The 19,238-nt window shown below is 53.0% G+C and carries 31 protein-coding genes; 29 read left to right on the forward strand and 2 right to left on the reverse strand.

Going from position 1 to position 19,238, the window contains the following annotated elements; all coding sequences use genetic code 11:
- Positions 1 to 84: 84 nt before the first annotated feature.
- The 4 genes from kefG to slyD all read left to right on the forward strand — a co-directional run bounded on the left by kefG (position 85) and on the right by slyD (position 3,339).
- Entirely contained in the window at positions 85 to 639 is a 555-nt protein-coding gene (gene kefG, locus BN3796_RS03090) for a glutathione-regulated potassium-efflux system ancillary protein KefG (RefSeq protein WP_061706965.1), read from the forward strand.
- The gene (gene kefB / locus BN3796_RS03095; protein WP_061706966.1) at positions 639 to 2,444 is read left to right on the forward strand and encodes a glutathione-regulated potassium-efflux system protein KefB; all 1,806 of its coding nucleotides are present in this window, start codon (positions 639 to 641) and stop codon (positions 2,442 to 2,444) included. Before kefG ends, kefB begins: the two co-directional genes overlap by 1 nt.
- A 12-nt stretch (positions 2,445 to 2,456) precedes the next feature.
- Entirely contained in the window at positions 2,457 to 2,657 is a 201-nt protein-coding gene (locus BN3796_RS03100) for a YheV family putative zinc ribbon protein (protein ID WP_061706967.1), read from the forward strand.
- Positions 2,658 to 2,751: 94 nt separating this feature from the next.
- Positions 2,752 to 3,339 carry a peptidylprolyl isomerase gene (gene slyD, locus BN3796_RS03105; RefSeq protein ID WP_061706968.1) on the forward strand — a complete coding sequence of 196 codons (588 nt, stop codon included), beginning with the start codon at positions 2,752 to 2,754 and terminating at the stop codon, positions 3,337 to 3,339.
- 54 nt (positions 3,340 to 3,393) lie between these two features.
- Here slyD and BN3796_RS03110 read toward each other — a convergent pair whose 3' ends face one another.
- Positions 3,394 to 3,612, reverse strand: coding sequence for a protein SlyX (locus BN3796_RS03110; RefSeq protein ID WP_061706969.1), 219 nt, complete (start codon positions 3,610 to 3,612; stop codon positions 3,394 to 3,396).
- A 235-nt stretch (positions 3,613 to 3,847) separates the two neighbouring features.
- Here BN3796_RS03110 and fkpA point away from each other — a divergent pair, with 235 nt between their 5' ends.
- The 11 genes from fkpA to bfr all read left to right on the forward strand — a co-directional run bounded on the left by fkpA (position 3,848) and on the right by bfr (position 12,017).
- Positions 3,848 to 4,672, forward strand: coding sequence for an FKBP-type peptidyl-prolyl cis-trans isomerase (fkpA, locus tag BN3796_RS03115; protein WP_061706970.1), 825 nt, complete (start codon positions 3,848 to 3,850; stop codon positions 4,670 to 4,672).
- 163 nt (positions 4,673 to 4,835) lie between these two features.
- Entirely contained in the window at positions 4,836 to 5,558 is a 723-nt protein-coding gene (locus tag BN3796_RS03120) for a helix-turn-helix transcriptional regulator (protein WP_061706971.1), read from the forward strand.
- Entirely contained in the window at positions 5,558 to 5,914 is a 357-nt protein-coding gene (tusD, locus tag BN3796_RS03125) for a sulfurtransferase complex subunit TusD (protein WP_061706972.1), read from the forward strand. Before BN3796_RS03120 ends, tusD begins: the two co-directional genes overlap by 1 nt.
- Positions 5,914 to 6,273 (forward strand): sulfurtransferase complex subunit TusC, encoded by a 360-nt coding sequence (gene tusC / locus BN3796_RS03130; protein ID WP_061706973.1) that lies wholly within the window; start codon positions 5,914 to 5,916, stop codon positions 6,271 to 6,273. The genes tusD and tusC overlap by 1 nt, the downstream gene beginning before the upstream one ends.
- A gap of 7 nt (positions 6,274 to 6,280) precedes the next feature.
- On the forward strand, positions 6,281 to 6,568 hold the full coding sequence (gene tusB, locus BN3796_RS03135; protein WP_061706974.1) for a sulfurtransferase complex subunit TusB: 288 nt from the start codon (positions 6,281 to 6,283) through the stop codon (positions 6,566 to 6,568).
- 124 nt (positions 6,569 to 6,692) lie between these two features.
- Positions 6,693 to 7,067: a 30S ribosomal protein S12 gene (gene rpsL / locus BN3796_RS03140; protein ID WP_000246815.1), complete on the forward strand. Its 375-nt coding sequence runs from the start codon at positions 6,693 to 6,695 to the stop codon at positions 7,065 to 7,067.
- A gap of 96 nt (positions 7,068 to 7,163) precedes the next feature.
- Positions 7,164 to 7,634, forward strand: coding sequence for a 30S ribosomal protein S7 (rpsG, locus tag BN3796_RS03145; protein WP_002436307.1), 471 nt, complete (start codon positions 7,164 to 7,166; stop codon positions 7,632 to 7,634).
- A gap of 97 nt (positions 7,635 to 7,731) precedes the next feature.
- Positions 7,732 to 9,846: an elongation factor G gene (gene fusA / locus BN3796_RS03150; RefSeq protein ID WP_061706975.1), complete on the forward strand. Its 2,115-nt coding sequence runs from the start codon at positions 7,732 to 7,734 to the stop codon at positions 9,844 to 9,846.
- A gap of 67 nt (positions 9,847 to 9,913) precedes the next feature.
- Positions 9,914 to 11,098: an elongation factor Tu gene (gene tuf, locus BN3796_RS03155; protein ID WP_012907761.1), complete on the forward strand. Its 1,185-nt coding sequence runs from the start codon at positions 9,914 to 9,916 to the stop codon at positions 11,096 to 11,098.
- A gap of 175 nt (positions 11,099 to 11,273) precedes the next feature.
- The gene (gene bfd, locus BN3796_RS03160) at positions 11,274 to 11,468 is read left to right on the forward strand and encodes a bacterioferritin-associated ferredoxin (protein ID WP_061706976.1); all 195 of its coding nucleotides are present in this window, start codon (positions 11,274 to 11,276) and stop codon (positions 11,466 to 11,468) included.
- Between the two features lie 72 nt (positions 11,469 to 11,540).
- A complete protein-coding gene (gene bfr, locus BN3796_RS03165) occupies positions 11,541 to 12,017 on the forward strand; it encodes a bacterioferritin (protein ID WP_061706977.1) in 477 nt (158 codons plus the stop codon).
- On the opposite strand, the gene BN3796_RS03170 is transcribed toward bfr, so the two are convergent.
- Positions 12,001 to 12,474, reverse strand: a complete 474-nt coding sequence (locus BN3796_RS03170; protein ID WP_061706978.1) for a prepilin peptidase — start codon at positions 12,472 to 12,474, stop codon at positions 12,001 to 12,003. The two genes, bfr and BN3796_RS03170, sit on opposite strands and share 17 nt — an antisense overlap.
- Positions 12,475 to 12,856: 382 nt before the next feature.
- Between BN3796_RS03170 and rpsJ the strand changes: the two genes are divergently transcribed.
- The 14 genes from rpsJ to rplE all read left to right on the forward strand — a co-directional run bounded on the left by rpsJ (position 12,857) and on the right by rplE (position 19,228).
- The gene (gene rpsJ / locus BN3796_RS03175) at positions 12,857 to 13,168 is read left to right on the forward strand and encodes a 30S ribosomal protein S10 (RefSeq protein WP_001181005.1); all 312 of its coding nucleotides are present in this window, start codon (positions 12,857 to 12,859) and stop codon (positions 13,166 to 13,168) included.
- Between the two features lie 32 nt (positions 13,169 to 13,200).
- Positions 13,201 to 13,830, forward strand: a complete 630-nt coding sequence (gene rplC / locus BN3796_RS03180; protein WP_061706979.1) for a 50S ribosomal protein L3 — start codon at positions 13,201 to 13,203, stop codon at positions 13,828 to 13,830.
- Between the two features lie 10 nt (positions 13,831 to 13,840).
- Entirely contained in the window at positions 13,841 to 14,446 is a 606-nt protein-coding gene (gene rplD, locus BN3796_RS03185) for a 50S ribosomal protein L4 (protein ID WP_061706980.1), read from the forward strand.
- Complete coding sequence (gene rplW / locus BN3796_RS03190) at positions 14,443 to 14,745, forward strand: 50S ribosomal protein L23 (protein WP_000617546.1); 303 nt, start codon at positions 14,443 to 14,445, stop codon at positions 14,743 to 14,745. Before rplD ends, rplW begins: the two co-directional genes overlap by 4 nt.
- 17 nt (positions 14,746 to 14,762) lie before the next feature.
- Complete coding sequence (rplB, locus tag BN3796_RS03195) at positions 14,763 to 15,584, forward strand: 50S ribosomal protein L2 (RefSeq protein WP_061706981.1); 822 nt, start codon at positions 14,763 to 14,765, stop codon at positions 15,582 to 15,584.
- Positions 15,585 to 15,600: 16 nt separating this feature from the next.
- Positions 15,601 to 15,879 carry a 30S ribosomal protein S19 gene (gene rpsS, locus BN3796_RS03200; RefSeq protein WP_001138117.1) on the forward strand — a complete coding sequence of 93 codons (279 nt, stop codon included), beginning with the start codon at positions 15,601 to 15,603 and terminating at the stop codon, positions 15,877 to 15,879.
- Positions 15,880 to 15,893: 14 nt separating this feature from the next.
- On the forward strand, positions 15,894 to 16,226 hold the full coding sequence (gene rplV / locus BN3796_RS03205) for a 50S ribosomal protein L22 (RefSeq protein ID WP_002919773.1): 333 nt from the start codon (positions 15,894 to 15,896) through the stop codon (positions 16,224 to 16,226).
- Positions 16,227 to 16,243: 17 nt separating this feature from the next.
- Positions 16,244 to 16,945, forward strand: a complete 702-nt coding sequence (rpsC, locus tag BN3796_RS03210) for a 30S ribosomal protein S3 (RefSeq protein WP_000529945.1) — start codon at positions 16,244 to 16,246, stop codon at positions 16,943 to 16,945.
- A gap of 12 nt (positions 16,946 to 16,957) precedes the next feature.
- A complete protein-coding gene (gene rplP / locus BN3796_RS03215; RefSeq protein ID WP_002919759.1) occupies positions 16,958 to 17,368 on the forward strand; it encodes a 50S ribosomal protein L16 in 411 nt (136 codons plus the stop codon).
- Complete coding sequence (gene rpmC, locus BN3796_RS03220; protein ID WP_002919754.1) at positions 17,368 to 17,559, forward strand: 50S ribosomal protein L29; 192 nt, start codon at positions 17,368 to 17,370, stop codon at positions 17,557 to 17,559. The genes rplP and rpmC overlap by 1 nt, the downstream gene beginning before the upstream one ends.
- On the forward strand, positions 17,559 to 17,813 hold the full coding sequence (rpsQ, locus tag BN3796_RS03225) for a 30S ribosomal protein S17 (protein WP_002438707.1): 255 nt from the start codon (positions 17,559 to 17,561) through the stop codon (positions 17,811 to 17,813). The genes rpmC and rpsQ overlap by 1 nt, the downstream gene beginning before the upstream one ends.
- A gap of 164 nt (positions 17,814 to 17,977) precedes the next feature.
- Entirely contained in the window at positions 17,978 to 18,349 is a 372-nt protein-coding gene (gene rplN / locus BN3796_RS03230; RefSeq protein ID WP_002919748.1) for a 50S ribosomal protein L14, read from the forward strand.
- 10 nt (positions 18,350 to 18,359) lie between these two features.
- Positions 18,360 to 18,674: a 50S ribosomal protein L24 gene (gene rplX, locus BN3796_RS03235; RefSeq protein ID WP_000729185.1), complete on the forward strand. Its 315-nt coding sequence runs from the start codon at positions 18,360 to 18,362 to the stop codon at positions 18,672 to 18,674.
- A gap of 14 nt (positions 18,675 to 18,688) precedes the next feature.
- Positions 18,689 to 19,228, forward strand: coding sequence for a 50S ribosomal protein L5 (gene rplE, locus BN3796_RS03240; protein WP_061706982.1), 540 nt, complete (start codon positions 18,689 to 18,691; stop codon positions 19,226 to 19,228).
- Positions 19,229 to 19,238: the final 10 nt, after the last annotated feature.

Consider the following 19,238-nt stretch of genomic DNA (forward strand, 5'->3'; position numbering starts at 1 on the left):
ATGTAAGGTGTGACAATCTTGCCGCACCGGGGCGCCATGGTAGCCCAAAACAACAACAATAGACAAAACATCACCGGGAGGGGAATGATGTCCCAGACAGCAAAAGTGCTGCTGCTGTATGCCCATCCGGAATCACAGGACTCGGTAGCCAACCGGGTTCTGCTTAAACCGGCTCAACAGCTGAGTAACGTAACGGTGCACGATCTTTACGCGCACTATCCCGATTTTTTTATCGATATTCCACGTGAGCAGGCGCTTTTGCGCGAACACGACGTGATTGTCTTTCAGCATCCGCTCTATACCTATAGCTGTCCGGCGCTGATGAAAGAGTGGCTGGATCGGGTGTTAAGCCGCGGGTTCTCCAGCGGGGTGGGAGGAACCCAGCTGGCGGGAAAGTACTGGCGTAGCGTCATCACGACCGGGGAGCCGGAAAGCGCCTACCGCCACGATGGCCTGAACCGTTACCCCATGAGCGATATTCTGCGTCCCTTTGAGCTGACGGCGGCCATGTGCCGCATGCACTGGATGAACCCGATTATCGTCTACTGGGCGCGCCGACAGCCGGCGCAGGTGCTGGAGAGCCATGCGAAGGCCTACGGCGACTGGCTGGCGATGCCCGCCCTGACGGGGGGCCACTAATGGAAGGTTCCGATCTGCTGTTAGCGGGCGTGCTATTTCTCTTCGCCGCGGTCGTGGCCGTGCCGCTGGCCGCCCGGCTGGGTATTGGCGCCGTGCTGGGCTATCTGCTGGCGGGTATTGCCATCGGCCCGTGGGGGCTGGGTTTTATCAGCGACGTGGAAGAGATCCTGCACTTTTCCGAGCTGGGGGTGGTCTTCCTGATGTTTATCATCGGGCTGGAGCTTAATCCCTCCAAGCTCTGGCAGCTGCGGCGCTCGATATTTGGCGTAGGGGCGGCGCAGGTGCTGCTGAGCGCGGCGATCCTTGGCGGGCTCTTAATGCTTACCGACTTCAGCTGGCAGGCGGCGGTTGTGGGCGGCATTGGGCTGGCGATGTCCTCTACCGCCATGGCGTTGCAGCTGATGCGCGACAAAGGTATGAACCGCAGCGAGGCGGGCCAGCTGGGCTTTTCGATACTGCTGTTTCAGGATCTCGCCGTCATCCCGGCTCTGGCGCTGGTGCCGCTGCTGGCGGGATCGGGCGATGACCATTTCGACTGGATGAAAATCGGCATGAAGGTGCTCGCCTTCGGCGGCATGCTGGTGGGCGGGCGTTATCTGCTGCGGCCGGTCTTTCGCTTTATTGCCGCCTCCGGCGTGCGCGAGGTCTTTACCGCCGCCACCCTGCTGCTGGTGCTGGGCTCGGCGCTCTTTATGGATGCGCTGGGACTCTCCATGGCGCTGGGGACCTTTATCGCGGGCATCCTGCTGGCGGAGAGCGAATACCGCCACGAGCTGGAAACGGCGATCGATCCGTTTAAGGGGCTGCTGCTGGGGCTATTCTTTATCTCGGTCGGTATGGCGCTTAACCTGGGAGTGCTCTATACCCATCTGTTGTGGGTGGTGGTCAGCGTGGCGGTGCTGGTGGCGGTCAAATCGCTGGTGCTCTATACGCTGGCGCGCCTCTACGGTCTGCGCAGCTCAGAGCGAATGCAGTTTTCAGGGGTGCTCAGCCAGGGCGGGGAGTTCGCTTTTGTGCTCTTTTCTACCGCCTCCTCCCAGCGCCTGTTCCAGCATGACCAGATGGCGCTGTTACTGGTGACGGTGACGCTCTCTATGATGACCACGCCGCTGCTGATGCGCTTTATCGACCGGGTGCTCTCCCGGCGCTTTAACACCGCCGAAGAGGAGAGCGAAACGCCGTGGGTCGAGGATGATAAACCCCAAGTGATCATCGTGGGGTTTGGCCGCTTCGGGCAGGTAATTGGCCGCTTGCTGATGGCGAACCAGATGCGGATCACGGTGCTGGAACGCGATATCAGCGCGGTCAAACTGATGCGCAAATATGGTTATAAGGTTTACTACGGCGATGCGACTCAACTCGAGCTGCTGCGCTCCGCCGGGGCGGAAGCCGCCGAGTCGATTGTTATCACCTGCAACGATCCTGAAGATACGATGAAGCTGGTGGAGATTTGCCAGCAGCACTTCCCGCACCTGAATATTCTGGCGCGCGCCCGGGGACGCGTAGAGGCGCACGAGCTGCTGCAGGCGGGGGTAAAACATTTCTCCCGAGAAACTTTCTCCAGCGCCCTGGAGCTGGGGCGCAAGGCGCTCATCACGCTGGGCATGCATCCTCACCAGGCGCAGCGGGCGCAGATGCACTTCCGCCGGCTTGATATGCGTATGCTGCGGGAACTGATGCCGGTGCATACCGATACGGTGCAAATTTCCCGCGTACGGGAAGCGCGGCGCGAGCTGGAGGAGATCTTCCAGCGGGAGATGCAGCAGGAAAAACGCCAGCTCGACGGCTGGGATGAGTTTGAATAAAGGTAATTGAGTATGGCTATACGTAAACGTTTTATCGCCGGTGCGAAATGTCCCGCCTGCCAGGCGCAGGACTCTCTCGCGATGTGGCGGGAAAATAATATTGATATTGTTAAGTGTGTTAAGTGCGGACACCAGATGCGCGAGGCGGATAAAGAGGCCCGCGAACACGTGCGCAAAGAAGAGCAGGTTATCGGCATTTTTCATCCGGACTAGCGATATGCCCCGAGTTTTTTTAAGCTAAAGGGTACACGGGTGCAGATTTCCGCTACAATCTGCGCCAGCAATTTTCCCACGCTCAGGAGATATCATGAAAGTAGCAAAAGACCTGGTGGTCAGCCTGGCCTATCAGGTACGTACAGAAGACGGTGTATTGGTTGATGAGTCTCCGGTGAGTGCGCCGCTGGACTATCTGCATGGTCACGGTTCCCTGATTTCCGGCCTGGAAAACGCGCTGGAAGGCCATGAAGTCGGCGACAAATTCGACGTAGCTGTGGGCGCGAACGACGCTTACGGCCAGTATGACGACAACCTGGTTCAGCGTGTGCCTAAAGATGTATTCATGGGCGTTGACGAGCTGCAGGTGGGTATGCGCTTCCTGGCGGAAACCGATCAGGGTCCGGTACCGGTTGAAATCACCGAAGTTGAAGATGACCACGTTGTGGTTGATGGCAACCACATGCTGGCTGGCCAGAACCTGAAGTTCAACGTTGAAGTGGTAGCGATTCGTGAAGCGACCGCTGAAGAGCTGGCTCATGGGCACGTTCACGGCGCGCACGGTCATGACCACGATCACGACCACGGTCACGACGGCTGCTGCGGCGGTCACGGCCATGATCACGACCACGAGCACGGCAAAGGTGGTTGCGGCGGTCACGGCGGCTGCGGTTGCCACTAATAGCGGCTAACGCCTCAGACAAAAAAGCGGGAACTCTCCCGCTTTTTTTACGCCTCAATAGTGGGGCGGCGGGGTCTCTTCCGCCTGTGAAGCGATCTGCGATGGCTGCGTGGCTTTGAGTTTTTCCGTCAACAGGCGCATATGGTCGCGCAGTTTCGCCATCTCCAGCTCGTGCGCGGTGACGGTCTGGTTCAGTTCTTCGATGGTGATCTCCTGAAAAGCCAGGCGGCTTTCGAGTTCAGCCACTCTCTCTTCTAGTCCTGTGTTCTGCATGATGCACCTCGTGAGTATCTCTGACGCTAATAGGAACTGGCGGCGAATGTTATCTGACTTTGCGCTGGCGCGCAGTAACCATGGGATTGAAAAGAAACTTATTTAAACAAAAATAGTCTGAAAAGAGGCGAGAATCTGGGGAGGTTGTCTGTAGATTTCTTCTGCGACGTTTTATAGTAACCTCCTTACCAACGTTAAATACCGGGGCGAGAGGCCCCGGCTCCTGGAGAAATGGATGAAATCACTGTTAAAAGTCACGCTGCTGGCGACCACTATGGCCGTTGCTCTGAATGCTCCTCTGTCTTTCGCAGCGGATACCGCAGCGGCCGCTAAGCCAGCTGCTTCCGCCGACAGCAAAGCGGCTTTCAAAAATGACGACCAGAAATCTGCCTATGCACTGGGCGCATCTCTGGGGCGTTATATGGAAAACTCTCTCAAAGAGCAGGAAAAACTGGGCATCAAACTGGATAAAGATCAGCTGATCGCGGGTGTTCAGGATGCGTTTGCGGACAAGAGCAAGCTCTCTGACCAGGAGATCGAGCAGACTCTGCAGGCGTTTGAAACGCGCGTGAAGGGCGCGGCTCAGGAGAAGATGGAGAAAGACGCAACGGCTAACGAAGCGAAGGGTAAAGCGTTCCGCGATAACTTTGCGAAAGAGAAAGGGGTGAAAACTTCCTCTACCGGTCTGCTCTATAAAGTTGAGAAAGAAGGGACTGGCGCAGCACCGAAAGATAGCGACACCGTAGTGGTTAACTACAAAGGTACGCTGATCGATGGTAAAGAGTTCGATAACTCCTATACCCGCGGCGAGCCGCTCTCCTTCCGTCTGGACGGCGTGATCCCGGGCTGGACCGAAGGGCTGAAGAACATCAAGAAAGGCGGCAAAATCAAGCTGGTTATCCCACCGGCTCTGGCTTACGGTAAAACCGGCGTTCCGGGGATCCCAGCAAACTCTACCCTGGTCTTTGACGTAGAGCTGCTGGATATCAAACCGGCACCGAAAGCGGATGCCAAGCAGGCGCCAGCTGAAAACAAAGCAGCTGATGCTGCGAAGAAGTAAATCTGTGAAAAGCGCCGCCTGCCAGGGCGGCGTTTTTTTTATTAGGGCAGATATAATTAACACTGGAAAGCGTTACCTACGCTGTATTAATTTAGTTGTCCATGTCACTATGAGCCTGCCCTGACCACTAACCGACAGGCTCCTGAAAAGGAGTGTTTTTTTCATGTCCAGGTCGCTTTTAACCAACGAAACCAGTGAACTTGATTTACTGGATCAACGTCCTTTCGACCAGACCGACTTCGATATTCTAAAATCCTATGAAGCGGTGGTGGACGGGTTAGCGATGCTTATTGGGTCCCATTGCGAAATCGTTCTGCACTCCCTGCAGGATCTGAAATGTTCCGCCATTCGAATTGCCAACGGCGAGCACACGGGCCGCAAAATCGGCTCGCCCATTACCGATCTGGCGCTGCGCATGCTGCACGACATGACCGGCGCCGACAGCAGCGTCTCCAAATGCTATTTCACCCGTGCGAAAAGCGGCGTATTGATGAAGTCAGTAACGATCGCCATCCGTAACCGTGACCATCGTGTGATTGGCCTGCTGTGCATTAACATGAATCTGGACGTGCCGTTCTCGCAAATTATGAGCACCTTTATTCCGCCGGAAACACCGGAGGTGGGATCGTCGGTGAATTTTGCCTCCTCGGTAGAAGACCTTGTGATGCAGACGCTGGAGTTCACCATTGAAGAGGTCAATGCCGATCGCAACGTATCGAACAACGCCAAGAATCGACAGATCGTGCTTAATCTTTATGAGAAAGGTATTTTCGATATCAAAGATGCCATCAACCAGGTGGCCGATCGTCTGAACATCTCCAAACACACCGTCTATCTCTATATCCGCCAGTTCAAGAGCGGTGATTTTATGGGACAGGATAAGTAATGCGCTTTGCCCTGATGGTTACCGGTCCGGCCTATGGCACCCAGCAGGCAAGCAGCGCGCTCCAGTTTGCCCAGGCGTTGCTGGCGGCAGGGCATGAGCTTAAGAGCGTCTTTTTCTACCGCGAAGGGATCTACAACGCCAATCAGCTGACCGCCCCCGCCACTGATGAGTTCGATCTGGTACGGGCCTGGCAGGCGCTTAATGAACATCACGGCGTCGAACTGCATATCTGCGTGGCGGCGGCCCTGCGCCGCGGCGTTACCGAAGGCGCTAACCTTCAGCCGGGGTTTTCCCTGAGCGGCTTAGGAGCGCTGGCCCAGGCCGCGCTGACCTGCGATCGGATGGTGCAATTCTGATGAATCGTGTCGCTTTTGTATTTACCAGCGCGCCGCATGGCAGCGCTGCAGGAAGAGAAGGGCTGGATGCGCTGCTCGCTACCTCCGCGCTGACGGAGGATATCGGCGTCTTTTTTATCGGCGACGGCGTGTTTCAGCTTCTTGCCGGTCAGCAGCCGCAGATGGTGCTGGCGCGGGACTATATCGCTACCTTTAAGGTGCTGCCGCTCTACGATGTTGAGAATCTCTGGGTTTGCGCCACCTCGCTTCGCGAGCGCGGGCTTGATGAAGACGCGCCGCGGGTGCTGGACGCGCAGGTGCTTCCCCACGAGGCGCTGCGCGAGAAACTCGCCGGCTACGATACGGTACTGACATTCTGAGGTCGCTATGCTCCATACCCTGAGCCGCTCGCCGTGGCAGTGCGATATTGAGAATTTGCTAAGAATGGTGCGTGACGGCGATGAACTTCTGCTTATTCAGGATGGCGTATTCGCCGCTGTGGCAGGGGGGCGTTTCGTTGAAATTCTCAATGCCGCCCCCATTAAGGTCTTAGCCCTGAAGGAAGATCTCATCGCGCGCGGCTTAATTGGTCAAATTTCAACCAATATCGATGCGGTTGACTATACTGATTTCGTTAATCTTGCGGTTAAACACACCGGTCAGATGAGCTGGTGAGTTTAGAACGCTGTATATTTCTTGACACCTTTTCGGCGTAGCCCTAAAATTTCGCGTCCTCATATTGTATGAGGTCGTTTTATTACGTGTTTACGAAGCAAAAGCTAAAACCAGGAGCTATTTAATGGCAACAGTTAACCAGCTGGTACGCAAACCACGTGCACGCAAAGTTGCAAAAAGCAACGTGCCTGCGCTGGAAGCCTGCCCGCAGAAACGTGGCGTATGTACTCGCGTATATACCACCACTCCTAAAAAACCAAACTCCGCACTGCGTAAAGTATGCCGTGTGCGTTTGACTAACGGTTTCGAAGTGACTTCCTACATCGGTGGTGAAGGTCACAACCTGCAGGAGCACTCCGTGATCCTGATCCGTGGCGGTCGTGTTAAAGACCTTCCGGGTGTTCGTTACCACACCGTTCGTGGTGCGCTGGACTGCTCAGGTGTTAAAGACCGTAAGCAGGCTCGCTCCAAGTACGGCGTGAAGCGTCCTAAGGCTTAATGGTTCTCCGTTAAGTAAGGCCAAACTGATTTATCTTAATGTCACACTAAACTCTTAGAGTTTTGGACAATCCTGAATTAACAACGGAGTAATCCCATGCCACGTCGTCGCGTCATTGGTCAGCGTAAAATTCTTCCGGATCCGAAGTTCGGATCAGAACTGCTGGCAAAATTTGTAAATATCCTGATGGTAGATGGTAAAAAATCTACTGCAGAAGCAATCGTATACAGCGCGCTGGAGACCCTGGCTCAGCGCTCTGGTAAATCTGAACTGGAAGCGTTCGAAGTTGCTCTCGACAACGTTCGTCCGACTGTAGAAGTTAAGTCCCGCCGCGTAGGTGGTTCTACTTATCAGGTTCCAGTTGAAGTTCGTCCGGTTCGTCGTAATGCTCTGGCAATGCGTTGGATCGTTGAAGCTGCTCGTAAACGCGGTGATAAATCCATGGCTCTGCGTCTGGCGAACGAACTCACTGACGCTGCAGACAACAAAGGTACTGCAGTGAAGAAACGTGAAGACGTTCACCGCATGGCAGAAGCCAACAAGGCGTTCGCACACTACCGTTGGTAATCCCTTCGGAGTCATAGTCACCAGGCGGGCGCTTCAGAGAAGCTGCCCGCTCTGGGTTACTTATCTGAACGCCTTAATGTACTAAACGAGGAATAAAATGGCTCGTACAACACCCATCGCACGCTACCGTAACATCGGTATCAGTGCGCACATCGACGCCGGTAAAACCACTACTACCGAACGTATTCTGTTCTACACCGGTGTAAACCACAAAATCGGTGAAGTTCATGACGGCGCTGCTACCATGGACTGGATGGAGCAGGAGCAGGAGCGTGGTATCACCATCACCTCCGCTGCGACTACTGCATTCTGGTCAGGTATGGCTAAACAGTATGAACCGCACCGCGTAAACATCATCGACACCCCGGGGCACGTTGACTTCACCATCGAAGTAGAACGTTCCATGCGTGTGCTGGATGGTGCGGTAATGGTTTACTGCGCAGTTGGTGGTGTTCAGCCGCAGTCTGAAACCGTATGGCGTCAGGCTAACAAATATAAAGTTCCACGCATCGCGTTCGTTAACAAAATGGACCGTATGGGTGCTAACTTCCTGAAAGTTGTTGGTCAGATCAAAACCCGTCTGGGCGCGAACCCGGTTCCGCTGCAGCTGGCAATTGGCGCTGAAGAAGCGTTCACCGGTGTTATCGACCTGGTGAAAATGAAAGCCATCAACTGGAACGATGCAGACCAGGGCGTTACCTTCGAATACGAAGATATCCCGGCTGACATGCAGGACCTGGCTGACGAATGGCACCAGAACCTGATCGAATCTGCCGCTGAAGCGTCAGAAGAGCTGATGGAAAAATACCTGGGCGGTGAAGAACTGACTGAAGAAGAGATTAAGAAAGCTCTGCGTCAGCGCGTTCTGAACAACGAAATCATCCTGGTAACCTGCGGTTCTGCGTTCAAGAACAAAGGTGTTCAGGCGATGCTGGATGCGGTAGTTGATTACCTGCCATCCCCGGTTGACGTACCTGCGATCAACGGCATCCTGGATGACGGTAAAGATACTCCGGCTGAGCGTCACGCAAGCGATGACGAGCCGTTCTCTGCACTGGCGTTCAAAATTGCTACCGACCCGTTCGTTGGTAACCTGACGTTCTTCCGCGTTTACTCTGGTGTGGTTAACTCCGGTGACACCATCCTGAACTCCGTGAAAACGGCGCGTGAACGTTTTGGCCGTATCGTACAGATGCACGCTAACAAACGTGAAGAGATCAAAGAAGTTCGCGCAGGCGACATCGCTGCAGCGATCGGTCTGAAAGATGTGACCACAGGTGATACCCTGTGTGATCCAGATCATCCGATCATCCTGGAGCGTATGGAATTCCCTGAGCCGGTAATCTCTATCGCTGTTGAACCGAAAACCAAAGCTGACCAGGAAAAAATGGGTCTGGCTCTGGGCCGTCTGGCTAAAGAAGACCCGTCTTTCCGCGTATGGACTGACGAAGAATCTAACCAGACCATTATCGCCGGTATGGGTGAACTGCACCTCGACATCATCGTTGACCGTATGAAGCGTGAATTCAACGTTGAAGCGAACGTCGGTAAACCTCAGGTTGCTTACCGTGAAGCGATTCGCGCGAAAGTTACCGATATCGAAGGTAAACACGCTAAGCAGTCTGGTGGTCGCGGTCAGTATGGTCATGTTGTTATCGACATGTACCCGCTGGAGCCGGGTTCCAACCCGAAAGGCTACGAGTTCATCAACGACATTAAAGGTGGTGTAATTCCTGGCGAATACATCCCGGCCGTTGATAAAGGCATCCAGGAGCAGCTGAAGTCTGGTCCGCTGGCTGGTTATCCGGTAGTAGACATGGGTATTCGTCTGCACTTCGGTTCTTACCACGACGTTGACTCCTCTGAACTGGCGTTTAAACTGGCTGCGTCTATCGCCTTTAAAGAAGGCTTTAAGAAAGCAAAACCAGTTCTGCTTGAGCCGATCATGAAGGTTGAAGTAGAGACCCCGGAAGAGAACACCGGTGACGTTATCGGTGACTTGAGCCGTCGTCGCGGTATGCTGCGTGGTCAGGAATCTGAAGTAACTGGCGTTAAGATCCACGCTGAAGTTCCGCTGTCCGAAATGTTCGGTTATGCGACTCAGCTGCGTTCTCTGACCAAAGGTCGTGCATCTTATACGATGGAATTCCTGAAGTATGATGATGCCCCGAACAACGTTGCTCAGGCCGTTATCGAAGCCCGTGGTAAATAAGCCGCAGGGTTAAAACCAAAGTCCCGTGCCCCCTCGATGAGGGGGCGCTATAGTAAGGAATATAGCCGTGTCTAAAGAAAAATTTGAACGTACAAAACCGCACGTCAACGTCGGTACTATCGGCCACGTTGACCATGGTAAAACTACCCTGACCGCTGCAATCACTACCGTTCTGGCTAAAACCTACGGTGGTGCTGCTCGCGCATTCGACCAGATCGATAACGCGCCGGAAGAAAAAGCTCGTGGTATCACCATCAACACCTCTCACGTTGAATATGACACCCCGACCCGCCACTACGCGCACGTAGACTGCCCGGGCCACGCCGACTATGTTAAAAACATGATCACCGGTGCTGCGCAGATGGACGGCGCGATCCTGGTTGTTGCTGCGACTGACGGCCCGATGCCGCAGACCCGTGAGCACATCCTGCTGGGTCGTCAGGTAGGCGTTCCGTACATCATCGTGTTCCTGAACAAGTGCGACATGGTTGATGACGAAGAGCTGCTGGAACTGGTTGAGATGGAAGTTCGCGAACTGCTGTCCCAGTACGACTTCCCGGGCGATGACACTCCGATCGTTCGTGGTTCTGCTCTGAAAGCGCTGGAAGGCGAAGCTGAGTGGGAAGAGAAGATCATCGAACTGGCTGGCTTCCTGGATTCCTACATTCCGGAACCAGAGCGTGCGATTGACAAGCCGTTCCTGCTGCCGATCGAAGACGTATTCTCCATCTCCGGTCGTGGTACCGTTGTTACCGGTCGTGTAGAGCGCGGTATCATCAAGGTTGGCGAAGAAGTTGAAATCGTTGGTATCAAAGAGACTGCGAAGTCCACCTGTACTGGCGTTGAAATGTTCCGCAAACTGCTGGACGAAGGCCGTGCCGGTGAGAACGTTGGTGTTCTGCTGCGTGGTATCAAGCGTGAAGAGATCGAACGTGGTCAGGTACTGGCTAAGCCGGGCACCATCAAGCCGCACACCAAGTTCGAATCTGAAGTGTACATTCTGTCCAAAGACGAAGGCGGCCGTCACACTCCGTTCTTCAAAGGCTACCGTCCGCAGTTCTACTTCCGTACAACTGACGTGACTGGCACCATCGAACTGCCGGAAGGCGTAGAGATGGTAATGCCGGGCGACAACATCAAAATGGTTGTTACCCTGATCCACCCGATCGCGATGGACGACGGTCTGCGTTTCGCAATCCGTGAAGGCGGCCGTACCGTTGGCGCGGGCGTTGTTGCTAAAGTTCTGGGCTAATTCGTTATCCCTGGATTTGAAAGGGCGCTTCGGCGCCCTTTTTGTTTGCCTGCGTTTTCCTGGTCACAAATTTTCGCATTTTTTGCACCTTACCGCCCCGATCCTGACCCTCTGTGCTATTGTAATCATAATTATTCTCACTTACACTTTGCGCATATTTTGAACGGGAGTGGTTATGTACGTTTGTTTATGTAATGGTGTGAGCGACAAAAAAATACGTCAGGCCGTTCGCCAGTTTCACCCTCAATCTTTTCAGCAGCTGCGTAAATTTGTTCCGGTGGGAAATCAATGCGGTAAGTGCATACGCGCCGCGCGTGAGATCATGCAGGATGAATTGACGCAGATCCCGGAATACAAAGAGATTGCCTGAAGCCCTATCTTTTTTTTGACATCCCGGTAGCCCCTTCTACGCTCTAATGAGTGGAAGCGGAGGGACTATATAATGAAAGGTGATGTTAAAATCATAAGTTATCTCAATAAATTATTGGGAAATGAGCTTGTCGCAATCAACCAGTATTTTCTTCATGCCCGAATGTTCAAGAACTGGGGCCTGATGCGTCTCAACGACGTTGAATATCATGAATCTATCGATGAGATGAAGCACGCCGATAAATATATTGAGCGTATTCTCTTTCTCGAAGGTATTCCGAATCTGCAGGATCTGGGCAAGCTGGGTATTGGCGAAGATGTTGAAGAGATGCTGCGTTCCGATCTCGCTCTTGAGCTGGATGGGGCGCGCGACCTTCGCGAAGCGATCGCCTATGCCGACAGCATACATGACTATGTCAGCCGGGATATGATGATTGAAATTCTGGCCGATGAGGAAGGACATATCGACTGGCTGGAAACCGAGCTGGATCTTATCAGCAAGATTGGTTTGCAAAACTATATTCAGTCGCAGATCAAGGTGAAAGACTGACGAGCGTCTGCCAGCCTGAAAGTAAACCCGCTGCCGCCAGAAATGGGCCAAACGGCAGCGGGTTTTTTAATACCTGCCGGCGGGAATAAAAGCGCAGCTGGATCAAAATAAAGATGGCGGCCAGGACCGCAGCGCTCAGTACCAGCGCGGGCAGGGCGGCCCATCCATGCCATGCCCCCAGCGCGGCCAGATATTTCACATCGCCATAACCGAGCCCTTCCTGCCTGCGCACCAGGCGATAACCCCAATAGAGTGCAGCGAAACCACAGTATCCTGTCATAGCGCCGGTAACCGCAGAGGCTAAAAAAGCAGGGTGAAAACAGAGATGCCAGAGTAAGCCGGCCCAGAGCAGCGGGCAGAGATATCTGTCCGGCAGTAAGCCCTCCCGCAGATCCATTTGAACCAATTTCCAGGTCAGGCTGGCGTAAAGCAGGTAGAAGGGGAGGGGAGTGAGCATCGTTTCTGCCTCAGTTATGAACGTCTGACTATCATCCCCGCATGACCACGGCCCTGCGAGAGGTGATAATTCAGAAACAGGCAGCGGCTTCAGGCAAATCCACCGTCTGCTGCAAGGTTGCGAAAGCGGTGCGAAGAGCCGCGCAAAACCGCTCGTCGTCGCTTGTTTTCTAAACAAGGCTTGCGTCCTGGCGAGATTTACGTATAATGCGCGGGCTTGTCTTAATTGACGGCAGGTTCGAAGAACCTCGGATAGCCGATTTGGCTGTCTAACAATGCTTCCAATCGGGAAGCTACGTAAGAACGGTTACACTCTCCCATCAATCGTAATGGGTCTGAGGAGTAATCATTTTCGTTTATAAAATAATTGGAGCTCTGGTCTCATGCAGAACCAAAGAATCCGTATCCGCCTGAAAGCGTTTGATCATCGTCTGATCGATCAATCAACCGCGGAAATCGTCGAGACTGCTAAGCGCACTGGTGCGCAAGTCCGTGGTCCGATCCCGCTGCCGACCCGCAAAGAGCGCTTTACCGTTCTGATCTCCCCGCACGTCAACAAAGACGCGCGTGACCAGTACGAAATCCGCACTCACAAGCGTCTGGTTGACATCGTTGAGCCAACTGAGAAAACCGTTGATGCTCTGATGCGTCTGGATCTGGCTGCCGGTGTAGACGTGCAGATCAGCCTGGGTTAATCAGGTCATCGAGCGATTGAGAGGTTGATACAATGATTGGTTTAGTCGGTAAAAAAGTGGGTATGACCCGCATCTTCACTGAAGATGGCGTTTCTATCCCAGTAACCGTAATCGAAGTTGAAGCAAACCGTGTTACTCAGGTTAAAGACCTGGCTAACGATGGCTACCGCGCTGTTCAGGTTACCACTGGTGCTAAAAAAGCTAACCGTGTAACCAAGCCGGAAGCAGGTCACTTCGCTAAAGCTGGCGTAGAAGCTGGCCGTGGTCTGTGGGAATTCCGTCTGGCTGAAGGCGAAGAGTTCACTGTAGGTCAGAGCATTAGCGTTGAACTGTTTGCTGACGTTAAAAAAGTTGACGTAACTGGCACCTCTAAAGGTAAAGGTTTCGCAGGTACCGTTAAGCGCTGGAACTTCCGTACCCAGGACGCGACCCACGGTAACTCCTTGTCTCACCGCGTTCCGGGTTCTATCGGTCAGAACCAGACTCCGGGCAAAGTGTTCAAAGGCAAGAAAATGGCAGGTCAGCTGGGTAACGAACGTGTAACCGTTCAGAGCCTGGACGTAGTACGTGTTGACGCTGAGCGCAACCTGCTGCTGGTTAAAGGTGCGGTCCCGGGTGCAACCGGTAGCGACCTGATCGTTAAACCAGCTGTGAAGGCGTAAGGGGATAGCAATGGAATTAGTATTGAAAGACGCGCAGAGCGCGCTGACTGTTTCCGAAACTACCTTCGGTCGTGATTTCAACGAAGCGCTGGTTCACCAGGTTGTTGTTGCTTATGCAGCTGGTGCTCGTCAGGGTACTCGTGCTCAGAAGACTCGTGCTGAAGTAACTGGTTCCGGTAAAAAACCGTGGCGCCAGAAAGGTACCGGCCGTGCGCGTTCTGGTTCTATCAAGAGCCCGATCTGGCGTTCTGGTGGCGTGACCTTCGCTGCACGTCCGCAGGACCACAGTCAAAAAGTTAACAAAAAGATGTACCGCGGCGCGCTGAAAAGCATCCTGTCCGAACTGGTACGTCAGGATCGTCTGATCGTTGTCGAGAATTTCTCTGTAGAAGCGCCTAAAACTAAGCTGCTGGCACAGAAACTGAAAGACATGGCTCTGGAAGATGTGCTGATCATCACCGGTGAGCTGGACGAGAACCTGTTCCTGGCCGCACGTAACCTGCACAAGGTTGACGTACGCGACGCGACTGGTATCGACCCGGTTAGCCTGATCGCCTTCGACAAAGTCGTAATGACTGCTGATGCTGTTAAGCAAGTTGAGGAGATGCTGGCATGATTCGTGAAGAACGTCTGCTGAAGGTGCTGCGCGCACCGCACGTTTCTGAAAAAGCGTCTACTGCGATGGAAAAAACCAACACCATCGTTCTCAAAGTTGCTAAAGACGCGACCAAAGCAGAAATCAAAGCTGCTGTGCAGAAACTGTTTGAAGTCGAAGTCGAAGTCGTTAACACCCTGGTTGTTAAAGGGAAAGTTAAACGTCACGGACAGCGTATCGGTCGTCGTAGCGACTGGAAAAAAGCTTACGTCACCCTGAAAGAAGGCCAGAATCTGGACTTCGTTGGCGGCGCTGAGTAAGTCGGAGGAGTAATACAATGGCAGTTGTTAAATGTAAACCGACATCTCCGGGTCGTCGCCACGTCGTTAAAGTGGTTAACCCAGAGCTGCACAAGGGCAAACCTTTTGCTCCGTTGCTGGAAAAAAACAGCAAATCCGGTGGTCGTAACAACAATGGCCGTATCACCACTCGTCACATCGGTGGTGGCCACAAGCAGGCTTATCGTATTGTTGACTTCAAACGCAACAAAGACGGTATCCCGGCAGTTGTTGAGCGTCTTGAGTACGATCCGAACCGTTCCGCGAACATCGCGCTGGTTCTGTACAAAGATGGCGAACGCCGTTACATCCTGGCCCCTAAAGGCCTGAAAGCTGGCGACCAGATTCAGTCTGGCGTTGATGCTGCAATCAAAGCGGGTAACACCCTGCCGATGCGCAATATCCCAGTTGGTTCTACCGTTCATAACGTAGAAATGAAACCGGGTAAAGGCGGTCAGCTGGCGCGTTCTGCTGGTGCTTACGTTCAGATCGTTGCGCGTGACGGTGCTTATGTCACCCTGCGTCTGCGTTCTGGTGAAATGCGTAAAGTTGAAGCAGACTGCCGCGCTACCCTGGGCGAAGTTGGCAATGCTGAGCATATGCTGCGCGTTCTGGGTAAAGCAGGTGCTGCACGCTGGCGTGGTGTTCGTCCGACCGTTCGCGGTACCGCGATGAACCCAGTCGATCACCCACATGGTGGTGGTGAAGGTCGTAACTTTGGTAAGCACCCGGTAACTCCGTGGGGCGTTCAGACCAAAGGTAAGAAGACCCGCAGCAACAAGCGTACTGATAAATTTATCGTACGTCGCCGTAGCAAATAATTTTAGAGGATAAACCATGCCACGTTCTCTCAAGAAAGGTCCTTTTATTGACCTGCACTTGCTGAAGAAGGTAGAGAAAGCGGTGGAAAGCGGAGACAAGAAGCCCCTGCGCACTTGGTCCCGTCGTTCAACGATCTTTCCTAACATGATCGGTTTGACCATCGCTGTCCATAATGGTCGTCAGCACGTTCCGGTATTTGTCACCGACGAAATGGTCGGTCACAAACTGGGTGAATTCGCACCGACTCGTACTTATCGCGGCCACGCTGCTGATAAAAAAGCGAAGAAGAAATAAGGTAGGAGGAAGAGATGGAAACTTTAGCTCAACATCGCCATGCTCGTTCTTCTGCTCAGAAGGTTCGCCTTGTTGCTGACCTGATTCGCGGTAAGAAAGTGTCGCAGGCCCTGGATATTCTGACCTACACCAACAAGAAAGCGGCTGTACTGGTCAAGAAAGTTCTGGAATCTGCCATTGCTAACGCTGAACACAACGATGGCGCTGACATCGACGATCTGAAAGTTGCGAAAATTTTCGTAGACGAAGGCCCGAGCATGAAGCGCATTATGCCGCGTGCAAAAGGTCGTGCAGATCGCATCCTGAAGCGCACCAGCCACATTACTGTGGTTGTGTCCGATCGCTGAGACTCTGGAGACTAGCAATGGGTCAGAAAGTACATCCTAATGGTATTCGCCTGGGTATTGTAAAACCATGGAACTCTACCTGGTTTGCGAACACCAAAGAATTCGCTGACAACCTGGACAGCGATTTTAAAGTACGTCAGTACCTGACTAAGGAACTGGCTAAAGCGTCCGTATCTCGTATCGTTATCGAGCGTCCGGCTAAGAGCATCCGTGTGACCATTCACACTGCTCGCCCGGGTATCGTTATCGGTAAGAAAGGCGAAGACGTAGAAAAACTGCGCAAGGTCGTAGCGGATATCGCTGGCGTTCCTGCACAGATCAATATCGCCGAAGTTCGTAAGCCTGAACTGGACGCAAAACTGGTTGCTGACAGCATCACTTCTCAGCTGGAACGTCGTGTTATGTTCCGTCGTGCGATGAAGCGTGCTGTACAGAACGCAATGCGTCTGGGCGCTAAAGGTATCAAAGTTGAAGTTAGCGGCCGTCTGGGCGGCGCGGAAATCGCACGTACCGAATGGTACCGCGAAGGTCGTGTTCCGCTGCACACTCTGCGTGCTGACATCGACTACAACACCTCTGAAGCGCACACCACTTACGGTGTAATCGGCGTTAAGGTATGGATCTTCAAAGGTGAGATCCTGGGTGGTATGGCTGCTGTTGAACAACCGGAAAAACCGGCTGCTCAACCTAAAAAGCAGCAGCGTAAAGGCCGTAAATAAGGAGCGTCGCTGATGTTACAACCAAAGCGTACAAAATTCCGTAAAGTGCACAAAGGCCGCAACCGTGGTCTGGCGCAGGGTACGGATGTTAGCTTCGGCACTTTCGGTCTGAAAGCTGTTGGCCGTGGTCGTCTGACTGCACGTCAGATCGAAGCAGCACGTCGTGCAATGACCCGTGCAGTTAAGCGTCAAGGTAAGATCTGGATCCGTGTATTCCCGGACAAACCGATCACCGAGAAGCCGCTGGAAGTTCGTATGGGTAAAGGTAAAGGTAACGTGGAGTACTGGGTTGCCTTGATTCAGCCGGGTAAAGTCCTGTATGAAATGGACGGTGTACCGGAAGAGCTGGCCCGTGAAGCCTTCGGCCTGGCAGCAGCGAAACTGCCTATCAAAACCACCTTTGTAACTAAGACGGTGATGTAATGAAAGCAAAAGAGCTGCGTGAAAAAAGCGTTGAAGAGCTGAACGCTGAGCTGCTGAACCTGCTGCGTGAGCAGTTCAACCTGCGTATGCAGGCTGCAAGTGGCCAGCTGCAACAGACTCATCTGCTGAAGCAAGTGCGTCGTGATGTTGCACGCGTTAAGACTTTACTGACTCAGAAGGCGGGTGCGTAATGACCGATAAAATCCGTACTCTGCAAGGTCGTGTTGTTAGCGATAAAATGGAGAAATCCATCGTTGTTGCTATCGAACGTTTTGTGAAACACCCGATCTACGGTAAATTCATCAAGCGTACGACCAAACTGCACGTACATGACGAGAACAACGAATGTGGAATCGGCGACAAGGTTGAAATCCGTGAATGCCGTCCGCTGTCCAAGACTAAGTCCTGGACTCTGGTTCGCGTTGTAGAGAAAGCGGTTCTGTAATACAGTACCCTCTCAATACGAATAAACGGCTCAGCAATGAGCCGTTTATTTTTTCTACCCATATTGCAGAAGCGGTGTTATAATGCCGCGCCCTCGATATGGGGCTTTTTAACGGCTCTGATTTTAGAGTCTCAGGTAGTAGTTGACATTAGCGGAGCACTAAAATGATCCAAGAACAGACTATGCTGAACGTCGCCGACAACTCCGGTGCACGTCGCGTAATGTGTATCAAGGTTCTGGGTGGCTCGCACCGTCGCTACGCAGGCGTAGGCGACATCATCAAGATCACCATCAAAGAAGCAATTCCGCGTGGTAAGGTCAAAAAAGGTGATGTGCTGAAGGCGGTAGTGGTGCGCACCAAGAAGGGTGTTCGTCGCCCTGACGGTTCTGTCATTCGCTTCGATGGTAATGCATGCGTTATTTTAAACAATAACAGCGAGCAGCCTATCGGCACGCGTATTTTTGGGCCGGTAACTCGTGAACTTCGTACTGAAAAGTTCATGAAAATTATCTCTCTGGCACCAGAAGTACTCTAAGGAGCGAATCATGGCAGCGAAAATCCGTCGTGATGACGAAGTTATCGTGTTAACCGGTAAAGATAAAGGTAAACGCGGTAAAGTTAAGAATGTCCTGTCTTCCGGCAAGGTCATTGTTGAAGGTATCAACCTGGTTAAGAAACATCAGAAGCCGGTTCCGGCCCTGAACCAACCAGGCGGCATCGTTGAAAAAGAAGCTGCTATTCAGGTTTCTAACGTTGCTATCTTCAATGCGGCAACCGGCAAGGCTGACCGTGTAGGCTTTAGATTCGAAGACGGCAAAAAAGTCCGTTTCTTCAAATCTAACAGCGAAACTATCAAGTAATTTGGAGTAGTACGATGGCGAAACTGCATGATTACTACAAAGACGAAGTAGTTAACAAACTCATGACCGAGTTTAACTACAATTCTGTCATGCAAGTCCCTCGGGTCGAGAAGATCACCCTGAACATGGGTGTTGGTGAAGCGATCGCTGACAAGAAACTGCTGGATAACGCAGCAGCTGACCTGGCAGCAATCTCCGGTCAAAAGCCGTTGATCACCAAAGCACGCAAATCTGTTGCAGGCTTCAAAATCCGTCAGGGCTATCCGATCGGCTGTAAAGTAACTCTGCGTGGCGAACGCATGTGGGAGTTCCTTGAGCGTCTGATCACTATTGCTGTACCGCGTATCCGTGACTTCCGTGGCCTGTCCGCTAAGTCTTTCGACGGTCGTGGTAACTACAGCATGGGTGTCCGTGAGCAGATCATCTTCCCAGAAATCGACTACGATAAAGTCGACCGCGTTCGTGGTTTGGATATTACCATTACCACTACTGCGAAATCTGACGAAGAAGGCCGTGCTCTGCTGGCTGCCTTTGACTTCCCGTTCCGCAAGTAAGGTAGGGTTA

Origin of the sequence: Pseudenterobacter timonensis, from assembly GCF_900021175.1 — a bacterium.
Classification (GTDB): Bacteria; Pseudomonadota; Gammaproteobacteria; order Enterobacterales; family Enterobacteriaceae; genus Enterobacter; species Enterobacter timonensis.